This window comes from Cutibacterium namnetense, from assembly GCF_001642025.1.
Lineage (GTDB): Bacteria > Actinomycetota > Actinomycetes > Propionibacteriales > Propionibacteriaceae > Cutibacterium > Cutibacterium namnetense.
The window spans coordinates 34,851-48,828 of the sequence record NZ_LWHO01000007.1; the positions used below are offsets into that span (position 1 = coordinate 34,851).

The following is a 13,978-nucleotide window of genomic DNA, read 5'->3' on the forward strand; positions in this document are numbered from 1 at the left end:
GAATCGCCCCTACGGAGATGAAACTTACTCGACACCAGGCTGGCGGACCGGGCGAACCACCTGGGTGCCTGCCACTGCATCGTGAATGGTTTGACGGGAACGCTGCCACAACGGCATGAGGTAGCTAAAGGGTGCCAGCAGGAGGATAACTTGATTGCCGATCTCGACGCAGGCCCACACGGTGGCGCGTATGAGAGCACGCCACCACACCAGGCGATGATCCTCCTTGCCCTTATTAAGGGGGACGACTCGCAGCCCGCACATCAGCTGGCCAACCGAACCCGCGCAAGCTGCCAACATGATGAATTGGTAAATCGCTTGCGAAATGATCACCGCACCCACGAGATTCGACAGGTCACTGACGAATCCAGCCCTCATCAGGGATTGCATCGTGACGACGTCAGAGGGGCTAGCTCCAGCGTTGACTGCACGCATCGAGGTGGCGAGGAACGTCTGGTAACCGTCGACGATACTCGCCACTGTCTCATGCATCGTCAGTCCGACGACGATCCACACCAGAACGGCGTCGATGATGGTCGACAACGCCCGCCACCACCAGCCGGCTAGAGGGACTCCATCAGCAGTCGATCCCCACCGACTCTGCGCTGGACTCTGCGACCTATCGACATCTCCGCGACGCGAAACGGCTGCGTTAGGTCGTGGCGATGACGGGACCCGTGACACCGGAGCGAGCGTCTCGGGCACATGGCCAACGCCAGGGCGCGGTTGAGGATCCGGCGGATTACGCAGATTCCGGGTCCAACGCTCACCGTCCCAATACCGCTCCTGGTCGCTTCCGGCAGGGTCGGGGTACCAGCCCATCGGGGGTGGAGTCGCATTCGTCATTAGTTCATTCTCCCACGAAGAAGCGGTCATGCCAGTTTCCGCCATCGGCAAGGTCGTCGAGTGCCGCTATCAACCCAATCAGAGCTCAGCTCCGTTCCACCATCCTTGCCCACTGATCCTCCAGTTTGGCCTAATTGCGAGTCGCTATCCAGTCGGCAAGATCCGTCTGTCGCATGACGGCGGTGCGGCCACGTACACTGGTTGACCATGAGCACACAGGTGGCACCAGGTTCCAGCACCGCGGTCGAGGAGAAGACTCGTCCATCCTTCGATGACGGTGACGCCGAGCGCTTCTCACACTATGTCCCCAAGGCGAAACTCACCGACGCGATGGTCAACGGGACCCCCGTCGTCGCCCTGTGCGGCAAGGTATGGGTACCCTCCCGCAACCCCGAGAAATTCCCGGTCTGCCCGCAGTGTAAGGAGATCTTCGAGTCGATGAATCGGTGATGGTCGCAGAGCCTAGCCAGTGGCTAGCCAAGACAAAGCCAGCTCATACCCCTTCAATCCCAGCCCGACGATCGTCCCGGTGACATGCGCCGACACCACACTATGGTGACGGAATTCCTCCCGGGTGGCGATATTGGAGATATGCACCTCAATACAAGGCGCTTCCAACTGGGCTAGGGCATCGGCAATGGCGATGCTGTAGTGGCTCCAGGCCGCCGGATTAATGACGACCGGGGTACGGTCGTCGGCGGCCTGGTGGATCCACCCAATCATCCGCTCCTCGGAGTCGGTCTGACGCACCTCAACGTCCAGCCCTAGCTCGCGACCATATTCGATTAACCGGGCCGCCAGATCGTCATGGGTGGTTGTTCCGTAAATCTGTGGCTCCCGTCGACCAAGCCGACCCAGATTCGGGCCGTTGAGAACCAAAACCTGCTTGCTCATGACTGATCCTCCGGTCTTTCCTCCCCGTCTTTAATGCGCTTATCCCCATAACGGATATCGGGCTCAAGGAATAGCGGACCAACCAACGGCTCAGCAGCGCGGACCGACGCCTCGGCGTTATCGATAATGCGCGCGACCTCGAAGGCGGAATCCGTCGGATCAACCGCGATCTTGGCGGCCACCAAGATCGTCTCAGGGCCCAGGTGAACCGTCTTCATATAGATCACCGAGTCAACGCCGTCAGAATGTATCAAGGCGTCATGGACAGCCTTACGTGACTCCGGGGTAGCTGATTCTCCCTCCAACAGAGATTTCATCTCGCGCGAAAGCACCCTTGCAACAACGACCAGCAAAATACCGATACAAGCCGAGCCAATGCCGTCGAAAATCGGGTTATGGGTGAGCAGGGTGAGGCCAACACCCAAGAAAGCAAAGATCAAACCAAGAACGGCAGCAGAGTCCTCCAACATAACGACCGGCAACTCCGGGGCCTTAGCTTTCCGGATGTACTGCAAAATCGTCATGCCTTCGCGATCCTGGCTACTCTCCTTGAGAGCGGTACGCAGGCTAGCTCCCTCTGCGCAAAGAGAAATCATGACGACTGCCAGCGGCACCCACCACCACTGGGAATCGAGGAGCTCATCGCGATGACCACCAAGAGTCGCCTCGATCTTGTGATAGGCCTCATACAGGGCGAACAGACCACCAAGGGTAAAGATGACGATAGCGACAACGAAACCAGACAAGTACCGCGCCGTCTCATAGCCGAAGGGGTGGTCCTCGTCAGCTTCTTTGTGGGACTCCTTACCGCCCACCATGAGAACAACCTGGTTTGCGGTATCAGCCACCGAGTGGATTGCCTCGGCAAGCATCGACGATGCCCCCGTGAGCGCCCATGCGATCGCCTTCGTCACCGCGATCGCAAGGTTGGCGGAAGCAGCTGCGATGATCGCCTTGCGTCCTCCCTGGTTCGGAGCTGGCTCCTTGGAGGCGTTCGACCCCTCAACTATGTCTGCTTGGCTCATGTCATCTCTTCCAGACGGTCCAGCCCGAGAGCCAAGTAGACGGCAGCGAAACGTCCCTGGAGTAGCAAGGCAACGTAACGGTCCATCGACGAGGACCGCTCATCAATGCCGAGCGGCAAGGTGACGCTGCGCACCGTCACGTCATGGGCGGCGCACAGATGTTCGAGGTCTCGGCGGACAGTGACGTGCTCGGTTTCGGCGTCATCCATGATGACAAGGACAGGACGACGCGCCTCACCGTCAAGATCAGGATCGGCGAAAGGATCCCTTCTAGGAGCAGAGCTAATGACAGGACGCAGCGCTACTGCGTCGGCGGACAAGGCGATGCGACCCGTCGCTCGTCTCATCCATTGCGCGAGGCGTCGCGACGCCCGCGCCGCAAGAACTGACCCTCCCCACAACAAGGGTTCCGCATCGGCTAACGCACACGCGAGGTCTTTAGCCTCATTGACGGCGAGGTCGAGGTGAGGCGAAGCCGATTCGGCAACCATATCCGCAACCCGAGCAACCTGTCCGGGATCGACGACTGGCCCAAGACCCAGGTCGCTCAGCACCGACAGAGCCGCGACGGCGGCTGACATGGCATCCTCAGAGGCCATCTCAATGCCGGCAGTGCCATAGCTACCGGCAGCTTGCCAAGACTCGGCCTTCCCAGCGGCCGCCAAGATGATGGCGCTGCCTCGGCGTCGGGCCTCAGCCACCTGGGCGGCACAGCGTCCATCACTATCGAGGGCGACGACAAGATCAAGGGGGCCAACCCACGCAGGCAGCCGCAGATACGGCCAGGCAACTAGTGGGACGGGACATACCGGCTCAAGGACAGACCGCACCAGGCGCGCTTCAGGGCCGACAACGAGAACTCCCCGAGGCTGCCCCCACTCACCGACCGTTCGACGTACTTTGTCGAGGTCAGCACAGTCGCGACGAATGCGCGCGCCAGTACTAGCCAAGCGACGCAACACTCCCTCGGCAAGCGGGTCAAGAGGCGCGTCGAGACGTGAGTCGTCGAAGGTCACTGTGGCCTCATCTCATGACGGTGAGTCGGCTCAAAAGCTTCGGTATCCTCGGTAGCGATTCCTTTACCAGTTTCCCGCTTACGCGCCGCATCGAGGCGAAGGTCGGGGACACCGTCGCGCACGAGAAAGGCTAACCCGCACGACGGAGAGGAACACACCAATTCCCCACTGTCGAAATCGAGGGCAAACCGGGAATGGCATGCCGGGCAAGCTGCCACCTCGAGGAACGCCGGAGAGAGGTCGAGTGCCTCAGGGGCCAGCGGTAAATCAGGCATGACCGCTATTCTAGTGGTTTGAGACGTCACGGCTGGCGTCGGTGATGACGGACAGATGGCCACGCCGACCTAAGACGTGCACCGAGGCGGGGTCAGGCTCAGGCAGAACCTCGTCCTCGAGCATCCCGACCTCTCGCACCGCTGCCGCCAGAGCCATCAAATCGTCGGCTGGTGGGGCTGGGGCGAGATCATCGATACCGGGTAGGCGGATGACTTCCCACCCCACCGGCGCCGAGAGGGCTTCAGCATGTTCGGCACACATGTCGTAGGCGCCGGGTTCACGGTTCGGCCCCAACGGCCCGACAACTGCAGTGCGCTCGGCGTAGACGTAGGTCAGCGTCGCGACCGCCGGTTGGGAACATCCGGGGCGAATGCACTCTCTCACCCAGCGCACGGTACGCCACACACTGGTACTCGCGCAGTTGCCACGCGGACGCCGCACAGACACATCGGTGTTCCTCCGGTGCGCGGCAAATCCACTGTTGATCACACTGTCTTCCCAACCGCAATACAGTTGCGGCATGTCCAAGCGTCGTAACCGTCATAGCCGTGGCCAGCGTGCACCAGTCGTCTTGCCCCGTTCCTATGGTGGACGCATTGACCGCATTGACCCCACCCACGCCGAGTTCTTCACGGCCTGCCTGGCACAAGCTGTTCAGCAAGTACAAATGTCGTGCCCGGGAATCCTCGACAACGTCGTCGTCGGGGCAGAAGACGTCCCTACCATGCCCGACTGGACGGAGGGGCGGGTACCGCTGTCCTCTGCTGTCGACGGTAGCGAACACTCCCCCGCCAGGGTTGTCATTTATCGACGACCCCTCGAGCTAAGGACGGCCAGCAGGCGCGGATTAGCCATCCTCGTTCATCGCACCCTCATCGAACAGCTCTCAGCGCTAACTGGTACTCCCGTGGAAACGATTGATCCCAGCCTCGACAACTAAGGCCGTCAACGCAACTGAGGATCAACGTCAGCGCTGCGACCGTTCGTCACAGTCGCCATGGCCTCCAATGGGAGGACGGCCAAGCCGCTGGCAGATATAACTCCGCCAATGAGCGGAGCCGACCCGGCAATGTGCAGATGGCCAGCTGCTGGAACCTTCCCCGACCAGGTGGACCCAGCCGAAACCGTGCCCTCGATCGCCGTCTTCTTCCCGTTAGCTCCTGTCAGCTCGCCTGAAAAGGTAACGGCCTCCCGTCCTGGGTTCGATAGCTCAAGGGTTCCTGGCGCCCCGACGGTTTGCTCCAGGACCTTACTCGAGCCTCCCGGACCAACCAAGGCATAATCGGTAGTGCCGGGCCTACCCTGAACGAACAACCTGGCAATAACGGGGTCGTCAGCGGATAGCCGTAACCCGACGCCTTCCCCCGCTAAAGCTTTCGACAGGTCCACCTGGATGGTGGACCTGGGGTCAACATCGATCTCGTCAGCACCGTCAGGGGTAAAGGGTCCACGTCCAGCCAGCGCCGTCACGGACACGCTCAACCGTCTCGTGCCGGGGTTCGAAATGACGAGGGTCGCAGTCGACACCTTGTCAGGAACAGCTGGCAAAAACAGCGTTTTGGCTGCCGGGGCCATCGCGCTCGTCTCGCGGCCCTTATCTGCCCACGTGCGGGCACCGACGACGACTCGTCCCTCTCGGGCGTTGATAAGAGCGGTTACAGGAGTGGCGTTGTTATCCCACACCGACATCGGTAACACTTTGGTCTGTCCTGGCGAAACGCGAATGCCTCGCATCCCGGCGGTGACAATTTCTCCCTTCGAACCCAACATAGTGACATCGACAGTGGCTGCCCTGGTGTCCGGATTGACCACCACAAGGTCAGAGGCGGAGGGGTTAGTGACGCTGACTGCCCCTCCCGTGGCCGCGCCAATGCACGGCACCCACGTTGTCATGCCACCTTCTGTGGATAGGGCCGAGCCAGAGGGCCTATGCTGCCCAGCCGTAGACCGGATATAACCCGCAGACGTGTTGATGTTGGTAACTAAAGGCACCGCCGCCTCAGAGAGCTTCTTGACCGAGGTGCCGACTTGTAGGCTTCCACCCAAGGATCCCGCAGCGAGGCTGGCCTTCCCCTGAGAAGCAGGGCACACCAGGGTACGTCCTGAGGAGATGGGTTGGCCCTTAGGGGCAGAACGCTGGGTGGACGGAATCGCTGAGGTGGCCAATGAGATTGCTACCGCGACGACGGCCAGGGCCACTACCCACACCGGTCCCTTCCAGTGATGCTCGGCCTCCTCATCGGGTTCAGGCGCCTGAACCATGGCGCGAGCAGCATGAGCTGGCGGCAGGTCCCTGGCATCGTCAGAATCGACTGCGCGACGCGCTGGGGCCGGGCCCTCCGTCACGGGCCGATCCTCAAAAATCTCCTCAGGCTCCTCGTCATCCGCGAGGGCGCGGCGAGGGCGATCGCTCATGACTCCTCCTGACGACGGCGTAATTTACGGGCAGGCACAGATCGGCGGGGAGCGGCAGTGCGGTTGCGCTGAACGGCTTGAGGTCCAGCAACCACCATCAAGACGAGCAGGGAAAACAGTTCAATGGCACAAGCCCATCCCTGGGTAGGCATCGACCACGTCAGATCACCGCGGGCCGAGCCAACCTGGTAAGACTCTCCGATTTCATTGTGCGACGCCGGGCTCAGTCGCGTGCCCCCTACCTCAACATTCCACCGGCTATCACGGGGCTCGAGTATTGTCACGGTTCCCGACTCAGTTACCTTCCCGGTGACCGGCACGTTGTCGCCCCCGCGACTGCTCAGCAGGGCCCGTGAAGGGAACCCATCAACGGTCCAGACCGTCGTCGTAGCATCCGTATTCGCAGCGGTCAAACCTGAGGCATTACCCACCTGAGACACGACGTCGGGCCCTGCGCCACGAAGCCAAAGATGACCGATCCCCAAGTTAGATAGACGTTCAGCCAGGTCATCTGGAACAGCTCCGGTAGCCACCGCGAGGGCAAGACCAGCAGCCGAGTCAGCAATGCGACTGTCCGAAGAGACAGCCGGACGTTCACCGCTACCCCAGCTCGGGTTATCGGAGTCGACAAGGTTCCAGTGGGCGCTGCCGCCATGCACATTCACCACGAGGGTGCGGGTGTGACGAGCAGAGCTCTCGACTGCTGTGACATAGGCGGGTCGCATAGCATCAGTTGTGGACATCGGGCCACGAACGCCCCCTATGAGCCACCATAGGCTGCTAGCAGCCACAGAAACCGCCAGCACCCATGGCAACCATCGGTTGCCGACGCTGACAAGCAGCTCACCTAGGGTCGGGGATACGTCGGCGGGCAGATGATCCACCTCGGCACGCTTCAATATGGCCGACTGGCGAGCAGCTGCCACAAGGACGAGTAGCACTCCGACACCTATCAACTGCCACGGCTCGATAGCCGGATGCACCTGCACATCCCAGACGGTGACCAGGGTGCGTGCCCCTACACCAGCGAGGACGAGGCACACCAAGTAGACGACGATGAGGGCCAGCACACGGCCGCGGGGATGACCAGTCAGGGTTCCGACGGATGCCGAGCGATCGATGACCAGACGCCATACCGCCCACAGCGCAGCAATCCACAACGGGGTCATCGCAATCAGGGTGAACACGGTGGGAGCACTACCGGGGACAATCGCGCGGCCTACTAATAACCACAACTGCGTACGGGTTTCAACAGTCGGGCTGAGCAGAGGCTCAGCCCCGGTCACTATGCGACCAGGCTCAGTTATGAGTCGCGGAATCCACGCAGAGATGACCAGCAGTGGCCCCAACACAATTGTGCCGGCGAGCAACAGACGGCGAGGGCGAGTCACGAGGATGCCGACGGCCACCGCAACCGGGTATACCCACAATGCCGGAACAAGACTGATCGCCAGAGCTGACCACAGAGCCAGGCCACCTGCCGAGGAGACGCTACTCACCTGCCGGTTACCGGTACCGGCGCCGCGCACCTCCACGACGTCAACAGTGTCGGGATTAACCAACCGCCAAGTATGCAGGGCCATCTGGGGGAGGATCACCCCCAACGCCAACGCGGTCACCGAGCCGCGAGCTAGGCCACCAGTGAGGACAGGCAGCAAGCCCCAAAAACTCGCAAGCAACACCGTCGTCGTACCAAGACCGACCACCCGCCGGAACAGCCGATGTGCCGACATCGCCGTGAGCAAGGGGGTCACGACGAGCAGAATGCGGACCAGAACTTCTGGCTCCCCAATCGTCAGCACCGCACCGAAAGCTGGCCACGCCAGCCACGGCGCGTTTCCTCCAGGTAAGCCGGGAACAGCGGTTAGCCAGCGATGCCACGCCCCAGCCAGACCGTCTGGCGCCGGCGCGAGCCAGGTCGAGGTCGCTCTACCGGGACCGTAGAGACCGCGGCAAGCAATGAGCCCAAACACCACCATGAGACTGACCATGACGGTGTATGGGTTGACGACAGAATGATGGTCACGGGCAGTGAAATCGTCGCCGGTAAGGTCGTCGATCGTCGTCCCATCCTCATTGCGCCACGGGTGGATCCGATCAGACAAATCCCCGGCGTAGCGATCCACTGCCCGAGCCCAGACACTGCGTCGACTTGGTAAAAGACGGTTGGTGTTCTCAAGGTCGTCAGGATCGCACTGCGCATGGAAGTCATGCAGGCGCTGCGTCATCTCATGGGTAACCGAACGCGACCGCCACAACTGCCAGCCTGCTCGCCACTCGTCGACAGCACGCGACGGGGCCTTGCCCACCATGAGGACGAGAAAACGCCACACGCTCGCCAATAGGAAAGCCAAGCTCGTGCGGGTGGGATGACCGGTTCGGGCTGCAACCATTCGCATCCCCGCGAGACGATCGGTGACGTCCGGGCGGGGAGCCAAATTCGACTCCCGCTGCCACCCTCGACCTGCCTGGCGGTGATGAATGGTACAGCTCGGCGCAGTGCGGACCACCATGCCCGCTTCATTGGCGCGCCAGCCAAAATCCACGCCGTCACGGAAGAGGGGAAGTGCTGGGTCAAAGCCACCGAGGCGACGCCACGCGTCCAACCGAATGAACATGCCAGCTGACGAGCCGCCCAGAATCGGCCCCGGATCAGCCTGCTTCTGGTCAATATCTCCGCGATCAACGACCGGCAAGATGCGAGCACCGCCAGCGCTGACGCTCTGTCCCTGCTCATCAATAAACTCCGGGTAGTTATGCCGGGACGGTTTGAGCAATGTGGGGTACAAGACGTCAGGATGGGGCTTGCGCGAGGCCTCCCGCAGCATGCACGTCAAGGAGTCACGACGCACCTCGGCGTCGTCGTGCAGGATCCAGATATGGGTAACGTCGTCAGGAAGTCGATCGACCGCCAGGTTGATGCCTTCACCGGGGGTGGTGTCTGCGCTAGCCGTCACGCACTGTTCCAGCAATCCTTCGCCCACAGCATCCCTGAGCACATCGGAGGAACCATCCGTAGAACCCAAGTCGACAGCAATCTGCACTGCCGCGCGCGCGCCGCTACGTCGCAGTGCGTTGAGGGTTCGCGGCAACCAACCCACCGCCTGGTGAACGAGAAGGATCGCCGCGACCTGGTCGACTGTGATATCCGGGTCTACTGGTCTACGTCGCTCGTGGGCCCACGCCCAATCCTCCGGATCAACACGCGCCGACGGGATGACAGGAATAGTCCAGTCGGTCAACCCGTCCGCGGTGCGGGGAGCATAGCTGCGGCCATACCGACGGCCCTTGCCGGATCTGGTCTCCGCAGAGTACTTCTCGTCACTCACCTAGCAGGCCACCTGTTCGTCGACGTCATGGAGCACGGGATGCACTGATCATCGCATATGCCGCGTCGTGCAGACAGCCATCCCGGACAGACAAGACACTCTACCGAGTCCTGCCAATAACCGCGGTGCCGGGTCACGCCCGCTTACGCAGCCGACGACGCTCCATCTCGGACAATCCGCCCCAGATTCCGAACCTCTCGTCATTCTCAAGGGCGTACTCCAAGCACTCTTGGCGGACCTCACAGGACTCACAAATGCGCTTGGCCTCACGGGTGGATCCCCCCTTTTCAGGGAAGAATGCCTCCGGATCGGTCTGGGCGCATAGTGCCTTGTCATGCCACTCCGGCTCGTCGTCACCGCCTCCGGCAAGCACGGTAAGAATCTCGTCCATGGGGGAAGCTCCTCGAGATCAGACGCGGCGAGTTCCGCGCCGATGCACAAACTACACGTGTGAGATTCACTACGCGACTTTGTCTCACAAAAAAGCCACGATGAGCGGCGTGTCGCGCCAGCACATGTGATCGTTTTGTGCCCTCAGCGCTAAGCGCACTCGAACAACTATGCCTGACGGCCCGGCTCGTCGCGTGAAGTCTCCGCCGTCCACTTGTAGCCCGCATCATCGTTATCCCAGGAAGATGCCTCAGCGCCACTTGCAGCATCCCCGGCCCTAGTCCACACCGCGCCGACTCCCGCAGGCCAGCTGAAGTCATCGTCGTGAGCTGAAACCTCGGCCTCATCTGCGGCGACGAGTTGACCAGCAGAGTCATCCTGCTCGCCCTCAGGCTCTGCACCGGGGTCCTCGTCATCCTCAGCTGAGACGGCCTCGGGCCGCGTCAACACCAACAAGACCCAAGCAGCGAGGACCTTGACGGCAATCGCCAAAAGATCCCCAAATAGCCCCAGGATGGCCCCAAAGGCCCCACCGGGGCCATGGATTGGTGACAGCAGAGCGAGAATAAGATCAAGTCCGGCTGCGGTGGCGATAACAACAGCAGCTACCTTGCCAAGCAATTCAGCGCGCGGTGTCGCCGGATAGATGAACCGGCACACCAAGACTGCCGCCAGCAGCAACAGAATCATGCCGATTCCCAGCGAAGTTCCAGACAGGCTGCGGGCCATGCCGAACAGCCCACTGTGATCGTGAGTCAGCATCAAGACCATGCGCACGACAAAGGCAACGAGGAATCCAATGCTGACGACAATGACTGTCCACGCGAGCGGCTCGCGAATTTCTCGGGCATTCTTCACGCGTATCGCCCTCCTGCCCTGGCAGCGACCTCGGCTACCACAGCCTTAACTTGCTGCGATTGAGATATCGGCACCACGAGGGTAGCGCGATCGGTACTCACGACGGCGATATCGTGCAAGCCTGCGACGGCTAGAACGGCGTCAGGGCGGTCATTTATCAGCAGGTTTCCGGCTGAGTCAACCGATACCGTCAAACCGGTCACATTGTTGCCCTTCCCATCACCCGGCAGGTGGGGGGCCAGCGCCTCATAGGAGCCAACGTCGTACCACTGAATCTCCAACGGAATAGCTGCAACATGAACACCACATCCGCCATGAGATGCCGGTTCCATGACCGCAATGTCGACCGAAACCTTCTCCATGAGCGGGTAAATATCAGCTAGTCGGGACGGCTCAGCGACCAACTCGTCGACGTGACGACGGGTCTGTGGCTTGAGCTGAGATAGACAGTCCAGCAAGGTCGCAGCCCGCCACACAAACATGCCGGAATTCCACCAATACTCGCCAGAGTCCAGATACTGGCGGGCCACCTCACTGCTGGGTTTCTCGACGAATTCAAGTACCTGGTGGGCATGTGATCCGGGCCTCAGCGGGCCACCTCGATGGAGATATCCGAATCCGGTATTGGGCTCGGTGGGGACAACACCGAAAGTCACTAAGGCAGTAGGGTCAGCATGGGCGAGGTCAAAACCGTGCTTCAGAGCCGCCCGGAAGTCGTCGACAGGACGAATAATGTGGTCAGCTGTGACGACAGCCATGACGCCGTCAGGGTCGCGGTCAGCGATGATTCCGGCCGGCCATGCCACGGCATTGAGGGAGTCACGCCCTACCGGCTCGCCCAGAATGTTCTCGGGGGGAAGCTCCGGCAACAGTTTGGCGACGGTGTGGGCATACGAGGCGCCCGTGCACACCAAAATGTTAGCGTCGGGCACCAGGCCGGCGACCCGCTCGTAGGCCATCCGAAGCAAACTGACCCCGTCGATAAGTTCCAACAACTGTTTGGGCTCTCCCTGGTGGGATAACGGCCACAGACGAGTACCGGACCCTCCGGCCAGGATGAGGATGTGTTGCATGTCGACAGAGTATCCGGCCGCGACGACGCAACCGCGTTAGACGCACCACAGCGTCTCATCCTTCACAATAGGTGCCATGGTTTCCCTTACTCGGTCAACCCCGACTCGCAACCCTGATCCCCTGACCGCCCTATATCAGCGCGGCCAGAACGCAGGAGCACTGCCAGTGCTGACGTGGTACCACGGCAGGGACCGCAGTGAGCTGTCAGCACGCACCCTGCTGACGTGGGTCACGAAGTCGGTGTACCTGCTCGATACCGAGGGAGTCGAGCCTGGTGGTGTTTCCCGTCTTTCGGTATGCGGCGCTCGTCCCGGGCACTGGACAAGTTGTGTGTGGCTGCTGGCCTCGTGGTGGGCCGGACTTCGAGTCGATCTAACTGGTCAGGAAGAGGCAGCAGTAGAAGTCACTGGCCCGGACGCCGATCTGGCCGACTCCCCCGATGTCCTCATCCAGTGCAGCCTCGCACCCTTCGCTACCGCCTGCCAGACCCTGATGCCGGGGGCCATCGATAACACCGAGGTCCTTGCCGGCCCTGACGACCTGATTGCAGCGCGACCTGCCGCTGCCAGCGCGGTGTGGCTCAAGGGGAGCCAGGAATGGACCGGCGAACAACTCTTCGACCTGGTGCCGCTGAGCCAACCAGTTTTGCTTTCTCCCGACCGGATTCGTCTCGGCGGCAGCGAACTCGTAGCCACGACCCTCACGAGTTGCCTTCTGGGTGGCGGGTCGTTAGTCCTCGTCGAGTCCACCGACAATCTGGCGGCCATCGCAGCTCAAGAGGGAGCCATGGCGGTATGAGATTCAGTCGCTTGAGCGATCGCCCAAACCGACGAGAAATCCAGCTCCCCAGCTCATATGCATCATCGCCAAGACCATAGGCAGACGGACCCTAACTCCAGGATCCAAGTCACGTTTTATGGCGGCTGACCCAGCCCCGATGATGCTGGCATAGCCCAACGGCGCCGCCCAACCGATAAGCGGCCAGCGCTTCAGTGATCTGGTCTTAGCAGCCTGAACGACCCCGACGACACCGAGGATGGTTCCCGCCGTGATCCCCGTGACAGCAATAGGAGCAGCCAGATACCGCAGGCTTACCGAATCGCGATGGCGGCGCATGACCTCACGGCGCCATTGACCAGTACGGAAAAACTGCCTCGCCAGGGCCTTGACGGTAGAGCGAGGCCGGTACGTCACTCGGAGATTGGGACTAAACCACACCTCTCGTCCAGATTGACGCAACCGATAGTTAAGCTCCCAGTCCTGAGCCCGGTCAAACTTCGGGCAGAAACCACCGACGGCCTCAAGATCGGCCTTACGAAAGACGCCGAGAAAGACCGTTTCAGCCGGACCCTCCGGCGCATTGCCCTGATGGAAAGCGCTGCTACCCAAACCCAACTTGGAGGTATAAGCCACCGCCACAGCCTGCTCGAAGGGGGTACGTCCCTTAGCGTCCATGATCCCTCCGACATTGGCCGCGCCAGTACGCTCCAACAGTTCGACGGCGGTCGCGATGTATTCCGGGCCAAGCTCACCATGAGCGTCAACGCGCACGATGATGTCGTATCGGGATACGGCCACACCAAGGTTTAGGGCCTTGGGAGTGGTGCCGTCGGGATTGTCAATCACGCGAATGCGATCGTCTCGAGCAGCCAGATCTTGGGCTATCTCACAAGTGCGATCAGTGCTCGGCGCAATAGCGAGGATGATTTCCATCGGACCCGGGTAGCCCTGGTTGATGACCCCGGCAACCGACTCTTCGAGATATCTCTCCTCGTTCCTAACCGGTATGACAACACTGACCGGAGGTGCGAGGTATGACGACATGCACGCCATTGTGCCAGGTCTGAATGGCCTG

Annotated in this window: 15 protein-coding genes; 3 read left to right on the top strand and 12 right to left on the bottom strand. The window is 61.2% G+C overall.

All coding sequences use genetic code 11. The annotated features are described in order from the left end of the window. Window positions 1-24 precede the first annotated feature (24 nt). Complete coding sequence (locus A5483_RS11460) at window positions 25-846, bottom strand: RDD family protein (RefSeq protein WP_082864024.1); 822 nt, start codon at window positions 844-846, stop codon at window positions 25-27. 207 nt (window positions 847-1,053) lie between these two features. Here A5483_RS11460 and A5483_RS08045 point away from each other — a divergent pair, with 207 nt between their 5' ends. After that, complete coding sequence (locus A5483_RS08045; RefSeq protein WP_063811486.1) at window positions 1,054-1,296, top strand: DUF3039 domain-containing protein; 243 nt, start codon at window positions 1,054-1,056, stop codon at window positions 1,294-1,296. 12 nt (window positions 1,297-1,308) lie between these two features. Here A5483_RS08045 and aroQ read toward each other — a convergent pair whose 3' ends face one another. The 5 genes from aroQ to A5483_RS08070 are packed head-to-tail and all read right to left on the bottom strand — an operon-like array spanning window position 1,309 to window position 4,450. Next, window positions 1,309-1,740, bottom strand: coding sequence for a type II 3-dehydroquinate dehydratase (gene aroQ / locus A5483_RS08050; RefSeq protein ID WP_063811487.1), 432 nt, complete (start codon window positions 1,738-1,740; stop codon window positions 1,309-1,311). Then, complete coding sequence (locus A5483_RS08055) at window positions 1,737-2,765, bottom strand: cation diffusion facilitator family transporter (RefSeq protein ID WP_063811488.1); 1,029 nt, start codon at window positions 2,763-2,765, stop codon at window positions 1,737-1,739. Before A5483_RS08055 ends, aroQ begins: the two co-directional genes overlap by 4 nt. Beyond that, entirely contained in the window at window positions 2,762-3,781 is a 1,020-nt protein-coding gene (locus A5483_RS08060) for an SIS domain-containing protein (RefSeq protein ID WP_002549250.1), read from the bottom strand. Before A5483_RS08060 ends, A5483_RS08055 begins: the two co-directional genes overlap by 4 nt. After that, entirely contained in the window at window positions 3,778-4,056 is a 279-nt protein-coding gene (locus A5483_RS08065) for a Trm112 family protein (RefSeq protein WP_063811489.1), read from the bottom strand. The genes A5483_RS08060 and A5483_RS08065 overlap by 4 nt, the downstream gene beginning before the upstream one ends. A gap of 10 nt (window positions 4,057-4,066) precedes the next feature. Further along, entirely contained in the window at window positions 4,067-4,450 is a 384-nt protein-coding gene (locus A5483_RS08070; RefSeq protein WP_241497699.1) for a DUF3499 domain-containing protein, read from the bottom strand. 127 nt (window positions 4,451-4,577) lie between these two features. On the opposite strand from A5483_RS08070, the gene A5483_RS08075 reads away from it, so the two are divergent. Beyond that, window positions 4,578-4,997, top strand: coding sequence for a metallopeptidase family protein (locus tag A5483_RS08075; RefSeq protein ID WP_063811490.1), 420 nt, complete (start codon window positions 4,578-4,580; stop codon window positions 4,995-4,997). A gap of 5 nt (window positions 4,998-5,002) precedes the next feature. Here the strand turns inward: A5483_RS08075 and A5483_RS08080 are convergent, their stop codons facing one another. The 5 genes from A5483_RS08080 to A5483_RS08100 form a co-directional block, all read right to left on the bottom strand. Then, window positions 5,003-6,472: a DUF5719 family protein gene (locus tag A5483_RS08080; protein WP_063811491.1), complete on the bottom strand. Its 1,470-nt coding sequence runs from the start codon at window positions 6,470-6,472 to the stop codon at window positions 5,003-5,005. Next, the gene (locus A5483_RS08085; RefSeq protein ID WP_063811492.1) at window positions 6,469-9,801 is read right to left on the bottom strand and encodes a glycosyltransferase family 2 protein; all 3,333 of its coding nucleotides are present in this window, start codon (window positions 9,799-9,801) and stop codon (window positions 6,469-6,471) included. The genes A5483_RS08080 and A5483_RS08085 overlap by 4 nt, the downstream gene beginning before the upstream one ends. A gap of 133 nt (window positions 9,802-9,934) precedes the next feature. Then, the gene (locus tag A5483_RS08090) at window positions 9,935-10,192 is read right to left on the bottom strand and encodes a WhiB family transcriptional regulator (RefSeq protein WP_002549216.1); all 258 of its coding nucleotides are present in this window, start codon (window positions 10,190-10,192) and stop codon (window positions 9,935-9,937) included. Between the two features lie 167 nt (window positions 10,193-10,359). After that, window positions 10,360-11,049, bottom strand: a complete 690-nt coding sequence (locus A5483_RS08095) for a hypothetical protein (RefSeq protein WP_063811493.1) — start codon at window positions 11,047-11,049, stop codon at window positions 10,360-10,362. Beyond that, window positions 11,046-12,122 (bottom strand): mannose-1-phosphate guanylyltransferase, encoded by a 1,077-nt coding sequence (locus A5483_RS08100; protein WP_063811494.1) that lies wholly within the window; start codon window positions 12,120-12,122, stop codon window positions 11,046-11,048. Before A5483_RS08100 ends, A5483_RS08095 begins: the two co-directional genes overlap by 4 nt. Window positions 12,123-12,198: 76 nt before the next feature. Here A5483_RS08100 and A5483_RS08105 point away from each other — a divergent pair, with 76 nt between their 5' ends. Beyond that, window positions 12,199-12,921 (top strand): TIGR03089 family protein, encoded by a 723-nt coding sequence (locus A5483_RS08105; protein ID WP_002549254.1) that lies wholly within the window; start codon window positions 12,199-12,201, stop codon window positions 12,919-12,921. Window positions 12,922-12,924: 3 nt separating this feature from the next. Here the strand turns inward: A5483_RS08105 and A5483_RS08110 are convergent, their stop codons facing one another. Beyond that, entirely contained in the window at window positions 12,925-13,947 is a 1,023-nt protein-coding gene (locus A5483_RS08110) for a glycosyltransferase family 2 protein (protein WP_002549249.1), read from the bottom strand. Between the last annotated feature and the right edge of the window lie 31 nt (window positions 13,948-13,978).

Bases quoted from the DNA above. Each gene is read 5' to 3' on its own strand.
- A5483_RS11460 (WP_082864024.1), bottom strand. From the start codon at position 846: ATGACGAATGCGACTCCACCCCCGATGGGCTGGTACCCCGACCCTGCC.
- A5483_RS08045 (WP_063811486.1), top strand. From the start codon at position 1,054: ATGAGCACACAGGTGGCACCAGGTTCCAGCACCGCGGTCGAGGAGAAG.
- aroQ (WP_063811487.1), bottom strand. From the start codon at position 1,740: ATGAGCAAGCAGGTTTTGGTTCTCAACGGCCCGAATCTGGGTCGGCTT.
- A5483_RS08055 (WP_063811488.1), bottom strand. From the start codon at position 2,765: ATGAGCCAAGCAGACATAGTTGAGGGGTCGAACGCCTCCAAGGAGCCA.
- A5483_RS08065 (WP_063811489.1), bottom strand. From the start codon at position 4,056: ATGCCTGATTTACCGCTGGCCCCTGAGGCACTCGACCTCTCTCCGGCG.
- A5483_RS08075 (WP_063811490.1), top strand. From the start codon at position 4,578: ATGTCCAAGCGTCGTAACCGTCATAGCCGTGGCCAGCGTGCACCAGTC.
- A5483_RS08080 (WP_063811491.1), bottom strand. From the start codon at position 6,472: ATGAGCGATCGCCCTCGCCGCGCCCTCGCGGATGACGAGGAGCCTGAG.
- A5483_RS08090 (WP_002549216.1), bottom strand. From the start codon at position 10,192: ATGGACGAGATTCTTACCGTGCTTGCCGGAGGCGGTGACGACGAGCCG.
- A5483_RS08100 (WP_063811494.1), bottom strand. From the start codon at position 12,122: ATGCAACACATCCTCATCCTGGCCGGAGGGTCCGGTACTCGTCTGTGG.
- A5483_RS08105 (WP_002549254.1), top strand. From the start codon at position 12,199: ATGGTTTCCCTTACTCGGTCAACCCCGACTCGCAACCCTGATCCCCTG.
- A5483_RS08110 (WP_002549249.1), bottom strand. From the start codon at position 13,947: ATGTCGTCATACCTCGCACCTCCGGTCAGTGTTGTCATACCGGTTAGG.